At 37.0% G+C, this 16,330-nt stretch carries 30 protein-coding genes; all 30 read right to left on the minus strand.

Features of this window, described 5'->3' with window-relative positions:
• Window positions 1–48: 48 nt before the first annotated feature.
• The gene (locus R2Q70_RS00200; RefSeq protein WP_316805707.1) at window positions 49–891 is read right to left on the minus strand and encodes a glycoside hydrolase domain-containing protein; all 843 of its coding nucleotides are present in this window, start codon (window positions 889–891) and stop codon (window positions 49–51) included.
• A gap of 86 nt (window positions 892–977) precedes the next feature.
• Window positions 978–1,508: a 50S ribosomal protein L17 gene (rplQ, locus tag R2Q70_RS00205; protein ID WP_316805708.1), complete on the minus strand. Its 531-nt coding sequence runs from the start codon at window positions 1,506–1,508 to the stop codon at window positions 978–980.
• Window positions 1,509–1,637: 129 nt separating this feature from the next.
• Window positions 1,638–2,630: a DNA-directed RNA polymerase subunit alpha gene (locus R2Q70_RS00210; RefSeq protein WP_056848536.1), complete on the minus strand. Its 993-nt coding sequence runs from the start codon at window positions 2,628–2,630 to the stop codon at window positions 1,638–1,640.
• An 85-nt stretch (window positions 2,631–2,715) separates the two neighbouring features.
• Window positions 2,716–3,324 (minus strand): 30S ribosomal protein S4, encoded by a 609-nt coding sequence (gene rpsD, locus R2Q70_RS00215; RefSeq protein WP_010599884.1) that lies wholly within the window; start codon window positions 3,322–3,324, stop codon window positions 2,716–2,718.
• A gap of 61 nt (window positions 3,325–3,385) precedes the next feature.
• The gene (rpsK, locus tag R2Q70_RS00220; RefSeq protein ID WP_010599885.1) at window positions 3,386–3,775 is read right to left on the minus strand and encodes a 30S ribosomal protein S11; all 390 of its coding nucleotides are present in this window, start codon (window positions 3,773–3,775) and stop codon (window positions 3,386–3,388) included.
• A gap of 155 nt (window positions 3,776–3,930) precedes the next feature.
• The gene (rpsM, locus tag R2Q70_RS00225; RefSeq protein WP_010599886.1) at window positions 3,931–4,308 is read right to left on the minus strand and encodes a 30S ribosomal protein S13; all 378 of its coding nucleotides are present in this window, start codon (window positions 4,306–4,308) and stop codon (window positions 3,931–3,933) included.
• A gap of 70 nt (window positions 4,309–4,378) precedes the next feature.
• Entirely contained in the window at window positions 4,379–4,495 is a 117-nt protein-coding gene (rpmJ, locus tag R2Q70_RS00230) for a 50S ribosomal protein L36 (protein ID WP_010599887.1), read from the minus strand.
• A 1-nt stretch (window position 4,496) separates the two neighbouring features.
• Window positions 4,497–4,715, minus strand: coding sequence for a translation initiation factor IF-1 (infA, locus tag R2Q70_RS00235; protein WP_010599888.1), 219 nt, complete (start codon window positions 4,713–4,715; stop codon window positions 4,497–4,499).
• Between the two features lie 71 nt (window positions 4,716–4,786).
• The gene (gene map, locus R2Q70_RS00240) at window positions 4,787–5,572 is read right to left on the minus strand and encodes a type I methionyl aminopeptidase (protein ID WP_316805709.1); all 786 of its coding nucleotides are present in this window, start codon (window positions 5,570–5,572) and stop codon (window positions 4,787–4,789) included.
• Between the two features lie 93 nt (window positions 5,573–5,665).
• The gene (gene secY / locus R2Q70_RS00245; protein ID WP_010599890.1) at window positions 5,666–7,006 is read right to left on the minus strand and encodes a preprotein translocase subunit SecY; all 1,341 of its coding nucleotides are present in this window, start codon (window positions 7,004–7,006) and stop codon (window positions 5,666–5,668) included.
• Between the two features lie 7 nt (window positions 7,007–7,013).
• The gene (gene rplO, locus R2Q70_RS00250) at window positions 7,014–7,460 is read right to left on the minus strand and encodes a 50S ribosomal protein L15 (RefSeq protein ID WP_316805710.1); all 447 of its coding nucleotides are present in this window, start codon (window positions 7,458–7,460) and stop codon (window positions 7,014–7,016) included.
• A 136-nt stretch (window positions 7,461–7,596) separates the two neighbouring features.
• A complete protein-coding gene (gene rpmD / locus R2Q70_RS00255) occupies window positions 7,597–7,776 on the minus strand; it encodes a 50S ribosomal protein L30 (protein ID WP_010599892.1) in 180 nt (59 codons plus the stop codon).
• 4 nt (window positions 7,777–7,780) lie between these two features.
• Entirely contained in the window at window positions 7,781–8,299 is a 519-nt protein-coding gene (gene rpsE / locus R2Q70_RS00260) for a 30S ribosomal protein S5 (protein ID WP_010599893.1), read from the minus strand.
• Between the two features lie 17 nt (window positions 8,300–8,316).
• Window positions 8,317–8,670: a 50S ribosomal protein L18 gene (gene rplR, locus R2Q70_RS00265; protein WP_316805711.1), complete on the minus strand. Its 354-nt coding sequence runs from the start codon at window positions 8,668–8,670 to the stop codon at window positions 8,317–8,319.
• Between the two features lie 5 nt (window positions 8,671–8,675).
• Window positions 8,676–9,233, minus strand: a complete 558-nt coding sequence (gene rplF / locus R2Q70_RS00270) for a 50S ribosomal protein L6 (protein WP_010599895.1) — start codon at window positions 9,231–9,233, stop codon at window positions 8,676–8,678.
• A gap of 18 nt (window positions 9,234–9,251) precedes the next feature.
• The gene (gene rpsH, locus R2Q70_RS00275) at window positions 9,252–9,653 is read right to left on the minus strand and encodes a 30S ribosomal protein S8 (RefSeq protein WP_231427289.1); all 402 of its coding nucleotides are present in this window, start codon (window positions 9,651–9,653) and stop codon (window positions 9,252–9,254) included.
• 148 nt (window positions 9,654–9,801) lie between these two features.
• On the minus strand, window positions 9,802–10,071 hold the full coding sequence (rpsN, locus tag R2Q70_RS00280; protein WP_010599897.1) for a 30S ribosomal protein S14: 270 nt from the start codon (window positions 10,069–10,071) through the stop codon (window positions 9,802–9,804).
• Window positions 10,071–10,637 carry a 50S ribosomal protein L5 gene (gene rplE, locus R2Q70_RS00285; protein WP_086547740.1) on the minus strand — a complete coding sequence of 189 codons (567 nt, stop codon included), beginning with the start codon at window positions 10,635–10,637 and terminating at the stop codon, window positions 10,071–10,073. Before rplE ends, rpsN begins: the two co-directional genes overlap by 1 nt.
• The gene (rplX, locus tag R2Q70_RS00290) at window positions 10,634–10,975 is read right to left on the minus strand and encodes a 50S ribosomal protein L24 (RefSeq protein ID WP_116169305.1); all 342 of its coding nucleotides are present in this window, start codon (window positions 10,973–10,975) and stop codon (window positions 10,634–10,636) included. The genes rplE and rplX overlap by 4 nt, the downstream gene beginning before the upstream one ends.
• A 1-nt stretch (window position 10,976) precedes the next feature.
• Window positions 10,977–11,345 (minus strand): 50S ribosomal protein L14, encoded by a 369-nt coding sequence (rplN, locus tag R2Q70_RS00295; protein WP_010599900.1) that lies wholly within the window; start codon window positions 11,343–11,345, stop codon window positions 10,977–10,979.
• Between the two features lies 1 nt (window position 11,346).
• The gene (gene rpsQ, locus R2Q70_RS00300) at window positions 11,347–11,601 is read right to left on the minus strand and encodes a 30S ribosomal protein S17 (RefSeq protein WP_010599901.1); all 255 of its coding nucleotides are present in this window, start codon (window positions 11,599–11,601) and stop codon (window positions 11,347–11,349) included.
• Window positions 11,602–11,614: 13 nt separating this feature from the next.
• A complete protein-coding gene (gene rpmC, locus R2Q70_RS00305) occupies window positions 11,615–11,827 on the minus strand; it encodes a 50S ribosomal protein L29 (protein ID WP_010599902.1) in 213 nt (70 codons plus the stop codon).
• A 73-nt stretch (window positions 11,828–11,900) separates the two neighbouring features.
• Window positions 11,901–12,323: a 50S ribosomal protein L16 gene (gene rplP / locus R2Q70_RS00310; RefSeq protein WP_010599903.1), complete on the minus strand. Its 423-nt coding sequence runs from the start codon at window positions 12,321–12,323 to the stop codon at window positions 11,901–11,903.
• Window positions 12,324–12,363: 40 nt separating this feature from the next.
• Window positions 12,364–13,209: a 30S ribosomal protein S3 gene (gene rpsC, locus R2Q70_RS00315; protein WP_010599904.1), complete on the minus strand. Its 846-nt coding sequence runs from the start codon at window positions 13,207–13,209 to the stop codon at window positions 12,364–12,366.
• 9 nt (window positions 13,210–13,218) lie between these two features.
• Window positions 13,219–13,578 (minus strand): 50S ribosomal protein L22, encoded by a 360-nt coding sequence (gene rplV / locus R2Q70_RS00320; RefSeq protein WP_056848529.1) that lies wholly within the window; start codon window positions 13,576–13,578, stop codon window positions 13,219–13,221.
• Between the two features lie 7 nt (window positions 13,579–13,585).
• Window positions 13,586–13,852: a 30S ribosomal protein S19 gene (gene rpsS, locus R2Q70_RS00325; protein WP_010599906.1), complete on the minus strand. Its 267-nt coding sequence runs from the start codon at window positions 13,850–13,852 to the stop codon at window positions 13,586–13,588.
• Window positions 13,852–14,676, minus strand: coding sequence for a 50S ribosomal protein L2 (gene rplB / locus R2Q70_RS00330; protein ID WP_010599907.1), 825 nt, complete (start codon window positions 14,674–14,676; stop codon window positions 13,852–13,854). The genes rpsS and rplB overlap by 1 nt, the downstream gene beginning before the upstream one ends.
• Window positions 14,677–14,696: 20 nt before the next feature.
• Entirely contained in the window at window positions 14,697–14,987 is a 291-nt protein-coding gene (rplW, locus tag R2Q70_RS00335) for a 50S ribosomal protein L23 (protein WP_010599908.1), read from the minus strand.
• 1 nt (window position 14,988) lies between these two features.
• A complete protein-coding gene (gene rplD, locus R2Q70_RS00340; protein ID WP_010599909.1) occupies window positions 14,989–15,618 on the minus strand; it encodes a 50S ribosomal protein L4 in 630 nt (209 codons plus the stop codon).
• Between the two features lie 4 nt (window positions 15,619–15,622).
• Window positions 15,623–16,240, minus strand: a complete 618-nt coding sequence (gene rplC, locus R2Q70_RS00345; protein WP_010599910.1) for a 50S ribosomal protein L3 — start codon at window positions 16,238–16,240, stop codon at window positions 15,623–15,625.
• Between the last annotated feature and the right edge of the window lie 90 nt (window positions 16,241–16,330).

The following is a 16,330-nucleotide window of genomic DNA, read 5'->3' on the forward strand; positions in this document are numbered from 1 at the left end:
TAACTTATCGTTCGAAGAATGAAATTTAAAATTCGTTCTTCGAACATGCTACTTTGCTTTGGCCACAAGCTTATTGCTGGCTTTAAGTTCTTTAGCCGGATTAACCCCTTTATTTGCATCTGCTGCTTCAGAGATGACCAAATTAAAGTCGAAAACCAATTCATCTCCTTGTTTTAAGTTAATATTTCCAGTGGTAAATTCAGCTAGCATAGAACTACCTTTAATATTGATTTGTAATTTTCCATTGCCATCATTTACCCAGCCGTTCATAATGCCAGCAGTACCGAACATGTTTTGTGCACTCAAGCTCAAATAAAGTCCTAGCTGTTCGGTTCCAATCCAAACCTCCGGCAGCTTTTTGTTGCCATTACCCCAAGTCCACTTTACTGTATCTGCTCGTAAACCAGCTTTTTCATTTAAACCAGCAAGGTATTTCGATGCTGATTTTTCAAAAGGAATGTGAAAATTGATACTGTGAAGCAAAACATCTTTTAAGGCCTTAACGCTAATTTTATACTTAACGAGTCCGTTATCCAACATCTGACCTGTAATTTTTTGTTCTAAATCAGTTGAAGCACTTATTGCATTCCAAATGATGTGATTATCTGATACTGAAATAATTTTAAAATCAGAAACATTTAATTTGATTTGAGCTTTAGGTGTGCTATAATAGTGAAAATGGATGGGCTCATAGAGCAAATTTATTGCCTTACCATCAGCATTTTGTAGATGATAATCAGATTGAATCTGTTTTGGAAATCCGTCAGTATTAATTTCTAATTTTCTTCCAGGGATAGAAATGAAGTGATCAGCAATGGAGATAACTTTCTGTTGCGCTGCACAAGAAAAAAAATAAAAAAATAGGATAATAATCGCAAATGATTTTTTCATGTTGGATGGTTCAATAAAAAACCAATATAAACAAAAAAAGTCCTGCTCTTTCGAACAGGACTTTTAAAATTTTAAAGTGGAATAAATTATTCTCCTTTTGGTGCTTCAGTAGCTGGAGCTTCTTCAGTAGTCGTTTCTGGAGCAGCTTCTTCAGCAGTTTCAGCTTTCGCTTCAGCAGCTTTAGGAGCAGCAGCTTTACTTCTACCACGACGAGTTGTTTTCTTCCCTTCTTTAGCTTCTACATCTTTACCGTAAACTTCGTTATAATCTACCAATTCAATTAAAGCCATTTCAGCGTTATCACCGGCACGGTTATTTAATTTAATGATACGAGTGTAACCACCTGGACGATTAGCAACTTTCTCAGCAACTTCGCGGAACAAAATAGTTACTACCTCTTTATCTTGTAAGTAAGAGAAAACTGTACGACGTGAGTGAGTAGTATCATTCTTTGATTTAGTGATAAGTGGCTCAACATAGGTACGTAAAGCTTTAGCTTTAGCTAAAGTTGTAGAGATTCTTTTGTGCTTAATAAGTGAAGTAGCCATGTTAGCTAACATCGCTTTTCTGTGGCTGTCGGTTCTGCCTAAGTGATTAACTTTTTTACCGTGTCTCATTGTTTTTTAATTAAGTGTATACCGTCTCTGTCTCAGAGGGAATTATACACAGTGAAAATCTAATTATTTTAAAAGTGATAAGTTTTAAGTTCTACGTACTACGTAACACCTATAACCTATAACTTCTATTTATTCTTCGTCTAATTTAAATTTAGACAGGTTCATACCAAATGATAAACCTTTTGATTTTACAAGTTCTTGAATCTCTGTTAAAGATTTTTTACCGAAGTTTCTGAATTTTAACATGTCAGCAACATCGTAAGAAACTAAATCAGCCAAAGTACGGATATCAGCAGCTTTTAAGCAGTTTAATGCCCTAACTGAAAGATCCATATCGACTAATTCAGTTTTAAGGATTTTGCGCATGTGTAAAATTTCCTCGTCAACTTCTTTAGTTTCTTCTTTTGCCTGAGATTCTAATACCAGGTTCTCATCAGAGAATAACATAAAGTGTTGGATAAGAATCTTAGCCGCCTCTTTTAATGCTTCTTCTGGATGGATTGAACCGTCAGTTGAAATATCTAATACCAATTTCTCATAATCCGTTTTTTGTTCAACACGGAAGTTTTCGATTGTGTATTTTACGTTTTTCATTGGTGTGTAGATCGAATCGATCGCGATAACACCTACAACAGCATCAGCAACTTTATTTTCTTCAGCAGGTACATAACCACGTCCTTTATTGATGGTTAATTCCACTTCTAAAGTAACAGATTTATCCATGTTGCAAATTACATGCTCAGGGTTTAATACTGTAAAGTTGTTAGAGAATTTAGTGATATCACCAGCCTTGAATTGATCTTGACCATTAACAATGATGAAAACTTTTTCAGCATCACCAGAATCACCTGTTTTCTTAAAACGAACTTGTTTTAAGTTTAAGATGATATCAGTTAAATCTTCTACAACACCTTTCATGGTAGAAAACTCATGCGAAACGCCTGAAAAACGAATAGTAGTAATAGCATAACCTTCTAACGAAGAAAGTAAAATTCTTCTTAAGGCATTACCAATTGTTACACCGAAACCGGGCTCTAAAGGACGAAATTCAAATGTGCCATCGAAATCTGTAGATTTCTGCATGATCACTTTGTCAGGTTTCTGAAATGCTAAAATTGCCATTTATATTTTTTTAAATTCGTTATTGAATATATAGTAACAAGAAAAAAGTTAATTACCCTTTCGAGGTAATTAACTATCTTATTTATTACTTTGAGTATAACTCGATGATTAAGTTTTCCTTAATGTTTTCAGGAATCTCATCACGTTGTGGGTAAGTTAAGAATTTACCAGTTAATTCACTAGCATTCCACTCTAACCATGCGAACTTGTTAATGGTTCTGCCTGCAACTGAGTTACTAATTGATTCTAAAGATTTCGACTTTTCACGAACCGCAACTACATCACCAGCCTTTAACTGATATGAAGGGATATTTACAACTTCACCATTCACGGTTACGTGTTTATGGCTAACTAACTGGCGTGCACCAGAACGGGTTGTTGCAATACCTAAACGGTAAACTGTGTTATCTAAACGTGCTTCTAATAATTGAAGTAAGTTATCACCTGTGATACCTGCACGTGAAGATGCTTTTTTAAACAAGTTACTGAACTGCTTTTCTAATACACCATAAGTATATTTTACTTTTTGTTTCTCCATTAACTGGATAGCATACTCAGATTGTTTTCCTCTTCTTTTTGAAACGCCATGTTGGCCAGGAGGATAATTTTTTCTGTCTAACACCTTATCAGGACCGAAGATTGGTTCTCTGAATTTACGGGCGATTTTTGATTTTGGGCCTGTATATCTTGCCATTTTTTTCTGTTTTTAAAGTATCATTCAGCCTGTAACTGAAGATTCTTAGCTTTAAAATTAATTAAACTCTTCTCTTTTTAGGAGGACGACATCCGTTGTGAGGAAGTGGAGTAATATCTTTAATAGATGTTACTTCAATACCTGCTACTTGTAAAGTTCTGATTGCAGATTCACGACCTGAACCCGGACCTTTTACAAACACTTCAACTTTACGTAAACCTAAATCAAATGCAACTTTACCGCAATCTGAAGCTGCTTGACCAGCTGCATATGGAGTGTTCTTTTTAGAACCTTTAAAGCCCATTTTACCGGCAGAAGACCACGAAATAGTCTGTCCGTTGTTGTTGGTTAACGTAACGATGATGTTGTTGAAAGTAGCATTGATATGTGCCTGACCAACAGGCTCAATTACAACGATACGTTTTTTTGTTACTTTTTTACTCTTAGCCATTTTATCTTTTAAATTTTAGATATGAGACTTGAGATATGAGACTTTCTCTACCCCGATACCCAGTATCCTAATTTTTTTCTCTTTTATTCCAGATTTAGAGCGGATTTTAAAGATGTGGTGCTCACATCTTAAATCTCACATCTCACATCTATCTATTACTTAGTAGCTTTTTTCTTGTTAGCAACTGTTTTTCTCTTACCCTTACGAGTACGTGAGTTGTTTTTAGTACGCTGACCACGAGAAGGTAAACCTTTTCTGTGACGTAAACCACGGTAACAACCAATATCCATTAAACGTTTGATGTTTAACTGAACCTCTGATCTTAAAGCACCTTCTACTTTAATCTCATCGTTGATCATTGTACGGATAGCTGATAACTCATCATCAGACCAGTCTTGTACTTTTTTGTTAAGATCGATACCTGCAGTAGTTAAAATACGTTGTGCAGTAGTTCTACCAATACCATAGATATAAGTTAAACCAATCTCTCCTCTTTTGTTTCTTGGTAAATCAATACCTGAAATCCTTGCCATATTTATTTATCTTTTTAAGTAATTCCGAACGGCGGGCCACCGTTGTACGGTACATTACAATATTTTCTAATTACCCTTGACGTTGCTTGTATTTCGGATTTTTCTTGTTGATAACGTAAAGTTTACCTTTACGGCGAATAATCTTGCAATCAGCGCTACGTTTTTTAATTGATGATCTAACTTTCATTTTATTTGTATCTATAAGTGATGCGTCCCTTTGTTAAATCATAAGGAGACATCTCTAGTTTTACTTTGTCACCAGGTAGAATTTTGATGTAGTGCATCCGCATCTTTCCTGAAATGTGAGCAATAATCTCATGTCCGTTCTCAAGTTCTACTCGGAACATCGCATTCGATAATGCTTCTCTTATTACTCCGTCTTGTTCAATTGAGGCTTGTTTAGCCATATTTTATTGATTGTTACTTAATTAGCTGCTTCTAAACAGGGTTGCAAAATTAAATAAAAAATTTTAATTATTTATTTTTTTTGTTGTAAAACTTTTTCTATCATCGAAAACGTAGATAGAACATCTGCTTTTCCCTTTCTAATTGCTACTGTGTGTTCAAAATGAGCTGATGGCTTGTTGTCTTTACTGGTCACCGTCCATCCGTCTTTATGAAATTTTACACCTGCAACGCCGGCATTAATCATGGGTTCTATTGCAATCACCATACCCTCTTCAAGTTTCGGTCCTGCTCCACGCTTTCCATAATTCGGAACTTCTGGTTTTTCGTGAAGTTTCACGCCAACACCATGTCCTACTAATTCTCTTACTACACCAAATCCATTTGCCTCTGCATATTGTTGAACGGCAAAGCCAATATCTCCAGTACGCATACCAACTACAGCTTTCTCAATGCCTAACTCCAAACACTGTTTAGTAACCTCAACCAGCTTCTGCTTCTCAGCATCAACCTCTCCAATAGAGAAAGTATAAGCCGAATCGCCAAAATAATTGTTTTTAATTACGCCACAGTCTACTGAAATTAAATCGCCTTCTTGTATAATGTAATCGCTCGGAAAACCATGAACAACTTGCTCATTAGGCGAAATGCATAAAGAATTTGGAAAACCGTTGTAGTTTAAAAATGCAGGAATCGCTCCATTGTCATTAATAAACTCATAAGCTAGCTTGTCTAGGGCTAAAGTATTCATGCCTGCTTTAATAACCTTGGCTACTTCAGCTAAAGTTTTAGAAACAAGCATGGAACTTTCTCTTATTAACTCAATCTCTTCAAGAGATTTGTAATAAATTTTAGACATTCATTTATCGTTTTGAATGAGTGAATTATGAATGAGTAAAACACTTTACCAAGCTTTCACTCATTCTATCATTCAAAATCTAATAGTTTTTTATTACAACGCCGCGTTGCTACTTGCGGCAGGAACTCCCGTTCTACCCGTAACTCTACCTGTTTTCATTAATCCATCGTAATGACGCATTAATAAATAACTTTCAATTTGCTGTAAAGTATCTAACACCACACCCACCAAGATAAGCAACGAAGTACCACCAAAGAAATGAGCAAATTCTTGTTTAATACCAAACTTAACAGCAATAGAAGGTAAAATAGCAATGATCGCTAAAAATACCGCACCTGGAAAAGTGATTTTAGAAATCACATCATCAATAAAAGTTGATGTAGCAAAACCTGGTTTAACACCTGGAATAAAACCACCATTTTTCTTCATATCATCACTCATTTGAGTTGGATTCACTGTAATAGCAGTGTAGAAGAAAGTAAAGGCGATAATTAAAAACGCAAATGTTAAGCTATAAGCCAATGAAGTTGTATTGCTGAACTGAATTAACCATGAACCTTGTAATGAAGGAACAAATTGCGTTAAAGCACCAGGAATAAACATCAATGCCTGAGCAAAGATGATTGGCATTACACCAGCAGCATTAACCTTTAACGGAATGTACTGACGAACACCACCAAACTGGCGGTTACCAACAATTTTTTTAGCGTATTGTACAGGCACTTTACGTACACCTTGAACAATTAAAATGGTAAACATTACTACAGCAAAAAGTGCAACAATCTCTAAAACCAAAGCAACCGGACCTCCACCTTCACTGGCAGAACCCACACGTGCACTAAACTCTTGAGAAATTGCAATTGGCAAACGGGCAATAATACCAACCATAATGATTAGTGATGTACCGTTACCAATACCTTTATCAGTAATTTTTTCACCTAACCACATTACAAATAATGTACCTGCTGTTAATACAAACGTAGATAACACTAAAAATAAAGTATTCGGTAATAAAATAGCTTCTGCCGGAACTTGCGTTTTAACGTAACCTACAGATTGAACGATTGTAATCGCTACCGTTAGATAACGAGTGATCTGGTTCATTTTCTTTCTACCACTTTCGCCCTCTTTTTGCATTTTTTGAAAAGAAGGAACAGCAATACCCAATAGTTGCACCACAATTGATGCAGAGATATAAGGCATTACCCCTAATGCTAAAATAGACACACGAGAGAAAGAGCCTCCGGCAAACATATCTAATATGCCTAAAAGTCCTGATTTTTCGTTAGTGCCTAAAGCAGTTGGATCTACACCTGGTAAAACCACGTGAGATACGAAACGGTATACCAAAAGAATTAAGAGCGTAAACAATATACGCTCTTTTAATTCTTGAATTTTCCAGATATTACTTAAAGTAGTAAATAGCTTCTTCATTTAATAATTACAATTTTACAATTGAACCGCCTGCAGCTTCGATAGCTTTTTGCGCAGTTGCAGAGAATGCATGTGCAGTAACTTCTAATTTTATTTTAACTTCACCACGACCTAAAATTTTAACTAAGTCGTTTTTTGAAGCTAAACCATGTGCTTGTAAAGCAGCGAAATCGATAGTTGTTAGGCTGTGTTTCTCAGCTAAAGTTTGTAATACATCTAAGTTTACGCCAACATATTCTGTACGGTTAATTGGTTTGAAACCAACTTTAGGCACACGACGTTGTAAAGGCATTTGACCACCTTCAAAACCGATTTTAGTGGAGTGACCTGAACGAGAACCCGCACCTTTGTGACCACGAGTTGAAGTACCGCCACGACCAGAACCTGTACCACGACCTATTCTTTTGTTGTTTTTTGTAGAACCTACTGCAGGTTTTAAATTACTTAAATTCATTTTTTTGAATTTGTGTTGCCCTTCGCTTTCACTAAACAGGTACAACGGTAAATAAATAATGGTTGAATTTTGAATGATTGAATGTTTTGCAATATGCACATTCACTCACTCAAAACTCATTCATTTGATAATTTTATTATATTGCTTCGATAGCTACTAAGTGATTCACTTTGCGAACCATACCGATAATTTGCGGTGTAGCTTCTACCTCAACACTTTGATTCATTTTAGATAAACCTAAAGCTTGAACGGTTCTTTTTTGGCGCTCGCTTCTGTCGATAACGCTTTTTACTTGTGTTATTTTGATCTTAGCCATGATATTATCCGTTAAATACTTTGTTTAAATCGATACCACGAGTTTGAGCTACTGTATAAGCATCACGCATTTTAGTTAATGCATCAACAGTTGCTTTTACCACGTTGTGTGGGTTTGATGAACCTTTAGATTTTGCCAATACGTTATGAACGCCAGCACTCTCTAATACAGCACGCATCGCACCACCAGCAATTACTCCAGTACCTACTGCAGCTGGTTTAATTAAAACAAAACCACCTGAAAATTTACCGATTTGCTCGTGAGGAACAGTACCGTTTAAAATTGGAACTTTTACCAAATTCTTTTTAGCATCATCCACACCCTTAGCGATTGCTTCAGTTACCTCTTTCGCTTTACCTAAACCGAAACCAACAACACCGTTTTCATCTCCAACAACAACAATTGCTGAGAAGCTGAAAGTACGACCACCTTTGGTTACTTTGGCAACACGTTGTATACTAACCAAACGATCCTTTAATTCGATATCGGTGGTTTTAACTCTTTTTATATTGATAGTTGACATCTTACTTTTTCTTCAGATTAAAATACTAAACCAGCTTCGCGAGCACCTTCTGCTAACGATTTTACACGACCGTGGTATAAATAGCCATTTCTATCGAAAACAACTTCTTTAACACCAGCTGCAATTGCTTTTTCAGCTACTAATTTGCCTACTGCAATTGATTGATCGCTTTTATTACCTGTTCCAGAAAAATCTTTTGATAAAGATGATGCTGAAGCTATTGTTGTACCAGTTACATCGTTAATTACCTGCGCATAAATCCCTTTATTGCTTCTATATACAGATAACCTTGGACGCTCTTCCGAACCGGTAAGTCTTTTTCTGATCCCTTTTTTAATACGATCTCTTCTTGATAATTTTTTACCTGCCATGATTACTATTTTTTAGATGCTGATTTACCTGCTTTTCTTCTTAACACTTCACCTACAAACTTGATACCTTTACCTTTGTATGGCTCTGGTGCACGTAACGAACGGATTTTCGCTGCTACCTGACCGATCAATTGTTTGTCAATACTTTCTAAAATGATTTTAGGAGTCTGACCTTTTTCTGAAGATGTAGTTACTTTAATCTCTTCTGGTAATTGGAATACATAGTGGTGAGAATAACCTAAAACTAGATCTAATGTATTACCTTGATTTGTAGCACGGTAACCAACACCTACTAATTCTTGAGTTAATTTATAACCTTCTGTAACACCAACAACCATGTTGTTAAGCAATGAGCGATATAAACCGTGTAATGCTTTGTGTTTCTTTTGTTCTGATGGACGTTGAACTGTTAAAATTCCATCTTCTTGACTTACAGTGATATCTGAATCTACTGCTTGTGTTAATTCACCTTTAGGGCCTTTTACGGTAACAACGTTATCATTTGATACCGTGATCGTAACACCTGCAGGGATTGTAATTGGGGCTTTTCCTATTCTTGACATTGTGCTGTTCTCCTAATATTAATAAACGTGACACAATACCTCACCACCAATGTTTAATTTGGCTGCTTCTTTATCAGTCATTACACCTTTAGAAGTAGATAAGATTGCGATACCTAAACCGTTTAATACTCTTGGCATATTTTCAACACCAGCGTAGTTTCTCAAACCTGGTTTACTTACTCGCACTAATGTACGAATAGCAGGAACTTTAGTAATTGGATTATATTTCAAAGCGATTTTGATAGTGCCTTGAACTGTAGTATCTTCAAACTTATAGTTCGCGATGTAACCTTTGTCGAAAAGAACTTTAGTAATTTCTTTTTTAAGGTTTGATGCAGGAATTTCTACAACACGGTGGTTGGCCTTAATGGCATTCCTTACTCTTGTTAAATAATCTGCTATTGGATCTGTATTCATTATTTATTGTTTTTGATAGTGGTTTCCTTCTGCTACCCAGCTGTGGGACCTGCTATCGGTTAAAATTCTTTTTTTAAGCGAAAAGCAAAAAGACTAAAGCCTAAAGCGGGTTTATTCGCTTTAGACTTTAAGCTTTCAGCTCTAAGCTATATTACCAAGATGCTTTTTTAACACCTGGTATTTTACCGTCTAGTGCCATCTGGCGGAATGTTACCCTTGAAATACCAAAGGTACGCATATATCCACGAGGACGACCAGTTAATTTACAACGGTTGTGTAAACGTACCGGAGATGAGTTTTTAGGTAATTTATCTAAACCCTCGAAATCTCCTGCAGCTTTTAATGCTGCACGTTTTTCAGCGTATCTAGCCACCAATTTTTGGCGCTTAACTTCGCGTGCTTTTACACCTTCTTTTGCCATTATTCTGCTGTTTTTTGATTTTTAAATGGTAATCCGAATTGTTTCAATAACTCAAGCGCCTCAACGTCAGATTTTGCCGAAGTTACGAAAGTTATATCCATCCCTAAAATTTTATTGATTTTATCTATATTAATCTCTGGGAAGATGATTTGTTCCGTTACACCTAAAGTGTAATTTCCTTTACCATCAAAACCTTTATCGTTAATACCTTTGAAATCACGAATACGAGGCAAAGCTACAGAGATCAAACGATCTAAGAACTCGTACATATTGTTATCACGTAATGTTACGCGTACACCTACTGGCATACCTTTACGTAATTTAAAGTTAGAGATATCTTTCTTAGAGTTAGCCGGAACCGCTTGCTGACCAGTAATGGTAGTCAACTCAACGATAGTGGTATCCATAATCTTTTTATCAGTAACAGAAAAACGACCCACACCCTGATTGATACAGATTTTTTCCAATTTAGGAACCTGCATTACAGTTTTGTACTGAAATTTCTCTTTTAATGCATTTACAACTTCTTCTTTGTATTTGCTTTTTAATCTAGGTGTAGCCATTATTTAATTTCCTCCCCTGAAATTTTAGCAACTCTAACGATTTTACCATCAGCGTTTAGTTTACGACCAACGCGGGTAGTTTTACCAGATTTTGGATCAACCAACATCAAGTTAGAAATGTGAAGAGCAGCTTCTTTTTTAATAATACCACCGTTCGGATTTGCAGCATTTGGTTTAGTGTGTTTAGACACTAAGTTAACGCCTTCTACAATGGCTCTGTTTTTATCTATTTGTACTGAAAGTACTTTTCCTTGTTGACCTTTTGAATCGCCAGCAATTACTTTAACTAAATCTCCTGTGCGGATTTTAAGTTTTGATGGTGTATTTACTTTGTTTCCCATTTTATAATACCTCCGGTGCTAATGATACAATTTTCATGAATTGTTTTTCACGTAGTTCTCTCGCAACCGGGCCAAAGATACGTGTACCTCTTGGCTCATCCTGTGCGTTCAATAATACAGCAGCATTATCGTCAAAACGGATATAAGAACCATCTTTACGACGGATTTCTTTTTTAGTTCTTACAACAACTGCTTTAGAAACTGTACCTTTTTTAATATTACCTGACGGTAATGCGCTTTTTACGGTAACAACTACCTTATCACCAATTGAAGCATAACGTTTGCCGGTTCCACCTAGCACGCGAATTACCAATACTTCTTTTGCGCCGCTGTTATCAGCAACGTTTAATCTCGATTCCTGTTGTACCATCTTATTTAGCTCTTTCTAAAATTTGTACCAATCTCCAGTTCTTGTTTTTACTCAATGGACGAGTTTCCATAATTAATACGGTATCACCGATACCGCATTCGTTTTTCTCGTCGTGAGCCATAAATTTGGTAGTTTTCTTAACGAACTTACCATAAATCGGGTGTTTCACTTTACGTTCCACGCTCACTACAACAGATTTATCCATCTTGTTGCTTACCACTAACCCCGTTCTTGTTTTTCTTAATTGTCTTTCCATGTCGACTCTCAAATTATTTAGTTTCAGTAGCTGACTCAGTGTTTTTTACTTGAGTCAACGCAGTGTTTAAACGGGCTATGTCTTTCCTTACTTTTGCAATACGCGAAGGATTTTCGATAGCTGAAATAGTGTGTGCGAACTTTAATTTTGATAAGTTCTCTTTTTCTTCCGCAATCTTAGCTACTAATTCTTCTTTTGAAAGCCCTGTGATTTCTGAATTTTTCATTTTTCTTTTTCTTTTACGTTGAGTGTAGCGGTTATAATAAACAAGTATTTACAACATTCACCTCAACACTTTACTATGCTTCTACGTAATCTCTACGTACTACGAACTTGGTTTGGATTGGTAATTTCTGAGCTGCTAAACGCAATGCTTCTTTAGCTACTTCTAAAGGCACACCTTCAGCTTCGAAAATTACGCGTCCAGGTCTTACAACTGCTACCCAATATTCAGGAGCACCTTTACCTTTACCCATACGTACCTCAGCAGGTTTTTTAGTTACTGGTTTGTCCGGGAAAATTCTGATCCATACTTGACCTTCACGTTTCATGAAACGTGTTACGGCGATACGGGCAGCCTCTATCTGGCGACTTGTAATCCAAGTTGCTTCTAAAGATTTGATACCGAAAGATCCGAATGCTAATTCAGCTCCACGAGAAGCTAAACCCTTCATTCTGCCTTTTTGCATCTTCCTGAACTTCGTTCTTTTTGGCTGTAACATTTTATTTTGTTCTAATCGTTAAACGATGTTAATAAATCAATTATTTACGAGGACCTCTGTTAGCGCCTGCGCCACCACCTCTATTTGCACCTGGGCCACCTTGACCTGGGCCACGACCACCACCTTGGTTTCCACCACGTCTGTCGTTACCACCACGTCTATCGTTTCCGCCACGGTTATCTCTTCCACCGAATGCTGGTTTATCTGATGCGCCTTTTGGACCGTTGTTTGTTGAACCAATGTTTGGAGACAAATCACGTTTTCCATAAACCTCACCTTTACAGATCCATACTTTAACGCCGATTTTACCATAAGTGGTTAAAGCTTCAGCTAAAGCATAATCAATATCAGCACGGAATGTATGCAAAGGCACTCTTCCTTCTTTGTACTGCTCAGTACGTGCCATCTCAGCACCACCTAAACGACCAGAAGTCATGATTTTGATACCTTCAGCACCCATACGCATTGTTGATGCGATAGAAGATTTCATTGCTCTACGGAATGAGATCCTTGCTTCTAATTGTTTTGCAACACCTTCTGCAACTAATTGTGCATCAAGTTCTGGGCGTTTAATTTCGAAGATGTTAATTTGAATTTCCTTTTTAGTTAATTTCTTTAACTCTTCTTTAATTTTATCAACCTCAGCACCTGCTTTACCGATTACGATACCTGGGCGAGCTGTGTGGATGGTTACCGTGATACGTTTTAACGTACGCTCGATAACAACTTTAGCAACACCACCTTTAGCGATACGAGCAGAAAGGTATTTTCTTATTTTCTCATCTTCAACTAATTTATCGGAGTAGTTGTTGCCACCGAACCAGTTAGAATCCCATCCTTTGATGATACCTAACCTGTTACCTATTGGATTTGCTTTTTGTCCCATTTCCTAAAATTAGTTTTGAGTTGTTTCTGTACTTTTACTATCTACAATCAGTGTAACGTGGTTTGAACGCTTGCGAATTCTATATCCACGACCTTGAGGTGCCGGACGTAAACGTTTAAGTTGACGGCCACCATCTACCATAATTGTTTTAACAAATAACTCGCTTCCATCAGAAGTTTTGCCATTTTTAGCTTCCCAGTTGTTGATTGCAGATAATAATAATTTCTCAACTCTTATTGCTGCTTCTTTATTGGTAAACTTTAAAACACTTAATGCTTTTTCTACACGTTCACCTCTGATAAGATCTACAACCAAACGCATCTTACGCGGTGAGGTTGGACAATTGTTTAATTTTGCTATTGCTTCCATTGTCTAATTATTTTTTCTTTTCAGCGTGTCCTCTGAATGTTCTGGTTGGAGCAAATTCTCCCAACTTGTGACCAACCATGTTTTCTGTAACGTACACAGGGATAAATTTATTTCCGTTGTGTACAGCAAATGTATGATTCACGAAATCTGGTGATATCATTGATCTGCGAGACCAAGTTTTGATTACAGACTTTTTGCCTGAATCATTCATAGAGTTTACTTTTTTCTCTACGTTATGGTCAATATAAGGTCCTTTTTTTATCGAACGAGCCATTATTTCTTCCTTCTCTCTATGATGTAACGATTAGAATATTTTTTAAGTTCTCTGGTTTTAAAGCCTTTAGCTAAAACACCATTTCTTGAACGTGGGTGACCACCTGATGATCTACCTTCACCACCACCCATTGGGTGATCTACTGGGTTCATCGCTACCGGTCTAGTTCTCGGACGACGGCCCAACCAACGTTTACGACCAGCTTTACCTAATACTTCGTTTGCGTGATCTGAGTTAGATACTGCACCGATGGTAGCAAGACAAGTAGTCAAGATTAAACGGGTTTCGCCTGAAGGCATTTTTAAAGTAGCATATTTACCATCGCGGGCAGCTAATTGTGCGTAAGCACCTGCACTACGAGCCAATTGTGCTCCTTTTCCAGGGTGAATCTCCACGTTGTGGATGATAGAACCTAATGGAATGTTCGATAATTTTAAAGTGTTACCTACTTCTGGTGCTGCAGTATCGCCCGATAAGATTACCGAACCTACTTGCAAACCTTCCGGAGCAATGATATAACGCTTCTCGCCATCTGCATAATGTAATAATGCGATGCGGGCAGTACGGTTTGGATCGTATTCTACAGTTGCAACTGTAGCAGGAATATCGAATTTATCGCGTTTGAAATCGATTAAACGATATGATTTTTTATGACCACCACCCATGTAGCGCATAGTCATTTTACCTGTGTTGTTACGTCCACCAGACTTTTTTGATGATACAACCAATGATTTTTCGGGCTTGGTTGCTGTAATCTCCGTAAAACTAGCACCAACTCTGAAGCGGGTACCTGGAGTAACTGGTTTAAATTTTCTTAAGCCCATAGTTATAATTAATTATTAAATTAAAGAGTTGCGTAATAATCTATTGTTTCGCCGTCTTTTAACGTTACGATTGCTTTTTTGAATTTCGGGCTACGGCCAGAAACAAAACCTGCTTTAGTGTAACGAGACTTCGCTTTTCCATCAACAACCATTGTGTTAACTGCAACGATGGTTACACCGTACAATTTCTCAATAGCAGCTTTGATTTGGATTTTGTTAGCCTTGTGGCTAACAGCGAATGTGAAACGGTTAGATTTCTCAGTTAAAGCTGAAGCTTTTTCGGTTAATATTGGTTTTTTTAAAATTTCCATATTACTTGGCAAATGCCTCCTCCAAAGTTTTAACAGAATCTGCAGTTAACACAAGCACACCAGCGTTTAATACATCATAAGTATTTAAATCTGCTGCTGAGATTACTTTAGTTTTCTGAACGTTTCTGCTTGATAAATAGATATTATTATTTTGTGCAGGTAAAACCAATAAAGTTTTTTGAGTACCTACGTTTAACGCAGCCAATAAACTTGTATAGTTTTTAGTTTTAGCTGTATCGAAGTTGAAATCTTCTAAAACTACCACGCTGTTATCTTTCGCTTTATAAGCTAAAGCAGATTTACGTGCTAATGATTTTAATTTCTTGTTCAATTTAAAGCTATAATCACGTGGTTGAGGACCGAAAACACGACCACCACCGTTAAATAACGGAGATTTAATGCTACCAGCACGGGCACCACCTGTACCTTTTTGTTTGTATAGTTTACGAGTTGAACCAGCAATCTCATTACGTTGTTTAGATTTGTGAGTACCTTGACGTTGGTTAGCCAAATACTGTTTAACATCTAAATAAATCGCGTGGTCGTTAGGCTCGATACCAAATACCGATTCAGGAAGTTGCACCTTGGCACCTGTTTCTTTACCTGAAATGTTTAATACTTTAACTTCCATCTGATTACTTGTCTAAGATTACGTAAGAACCTTTAGCTCCTGGAATGGAACCACTAACTACTAATAAGTTTTGCTCAGCATAAACTTTCAAAACTTGTAAGTTCTGAATTTTTACCCTGTCTCCACCTGTTCTTCCTGCCATGCGCATTCCTTTGAATACACGTGAAGGGAATGATGATGCTCCCAATGAACCTGGGGCACGTAAACGGTTATGCTGACCGTGAGTCTGCATACCAACACCGGCAAATCCGTGGCGTTTTACAACACCTTGAAAACCTTTACCTTTTGAGGTACCTACAACATCAACAAAATCGCCTTCTGCGAATGCATCAACGGTTACAACATCACCTAAGCTAAGTGAAGTAGTAAACGAATCGAATTCAACAAGTTTGCGTTTCGGAGTTGTGTTTGCTTTCGCGAAATGGCCTTTCAATGGTTGAGTTGTGTTTTTCTCTTTTTTCTCATCGTAACCCAACTGGATTGATGAATAACCATCTACTTCTTCGGTCTTTACTTGTGTAACTACACAAGGCCCAGCCTCGATTACCGTACAAGGAATGTTTCTTCCTTCGGCATCAAAGATACTGGTCATTCCTACTTTTTTTCCAATAATTCCTGACATTTTATCTTTTCTTTTTAACACCCATCGAAGCAGTAGGGCTTCGTTCAAGGTGGTTGTACAATCCCCCGAAAGGGACGGCAAAGATAGATA

The sequence above is a fragment of the Pedobacter agri genome (assembly GCF_032678665.1).
Taxonomy (GTDB): domain Bacteria; phylum Bacteroidota; class Bacteroidia; order Sphingobacteriales; family Sphingobacteriaceae; genus Pedobacter; species Pedobacter agri_A.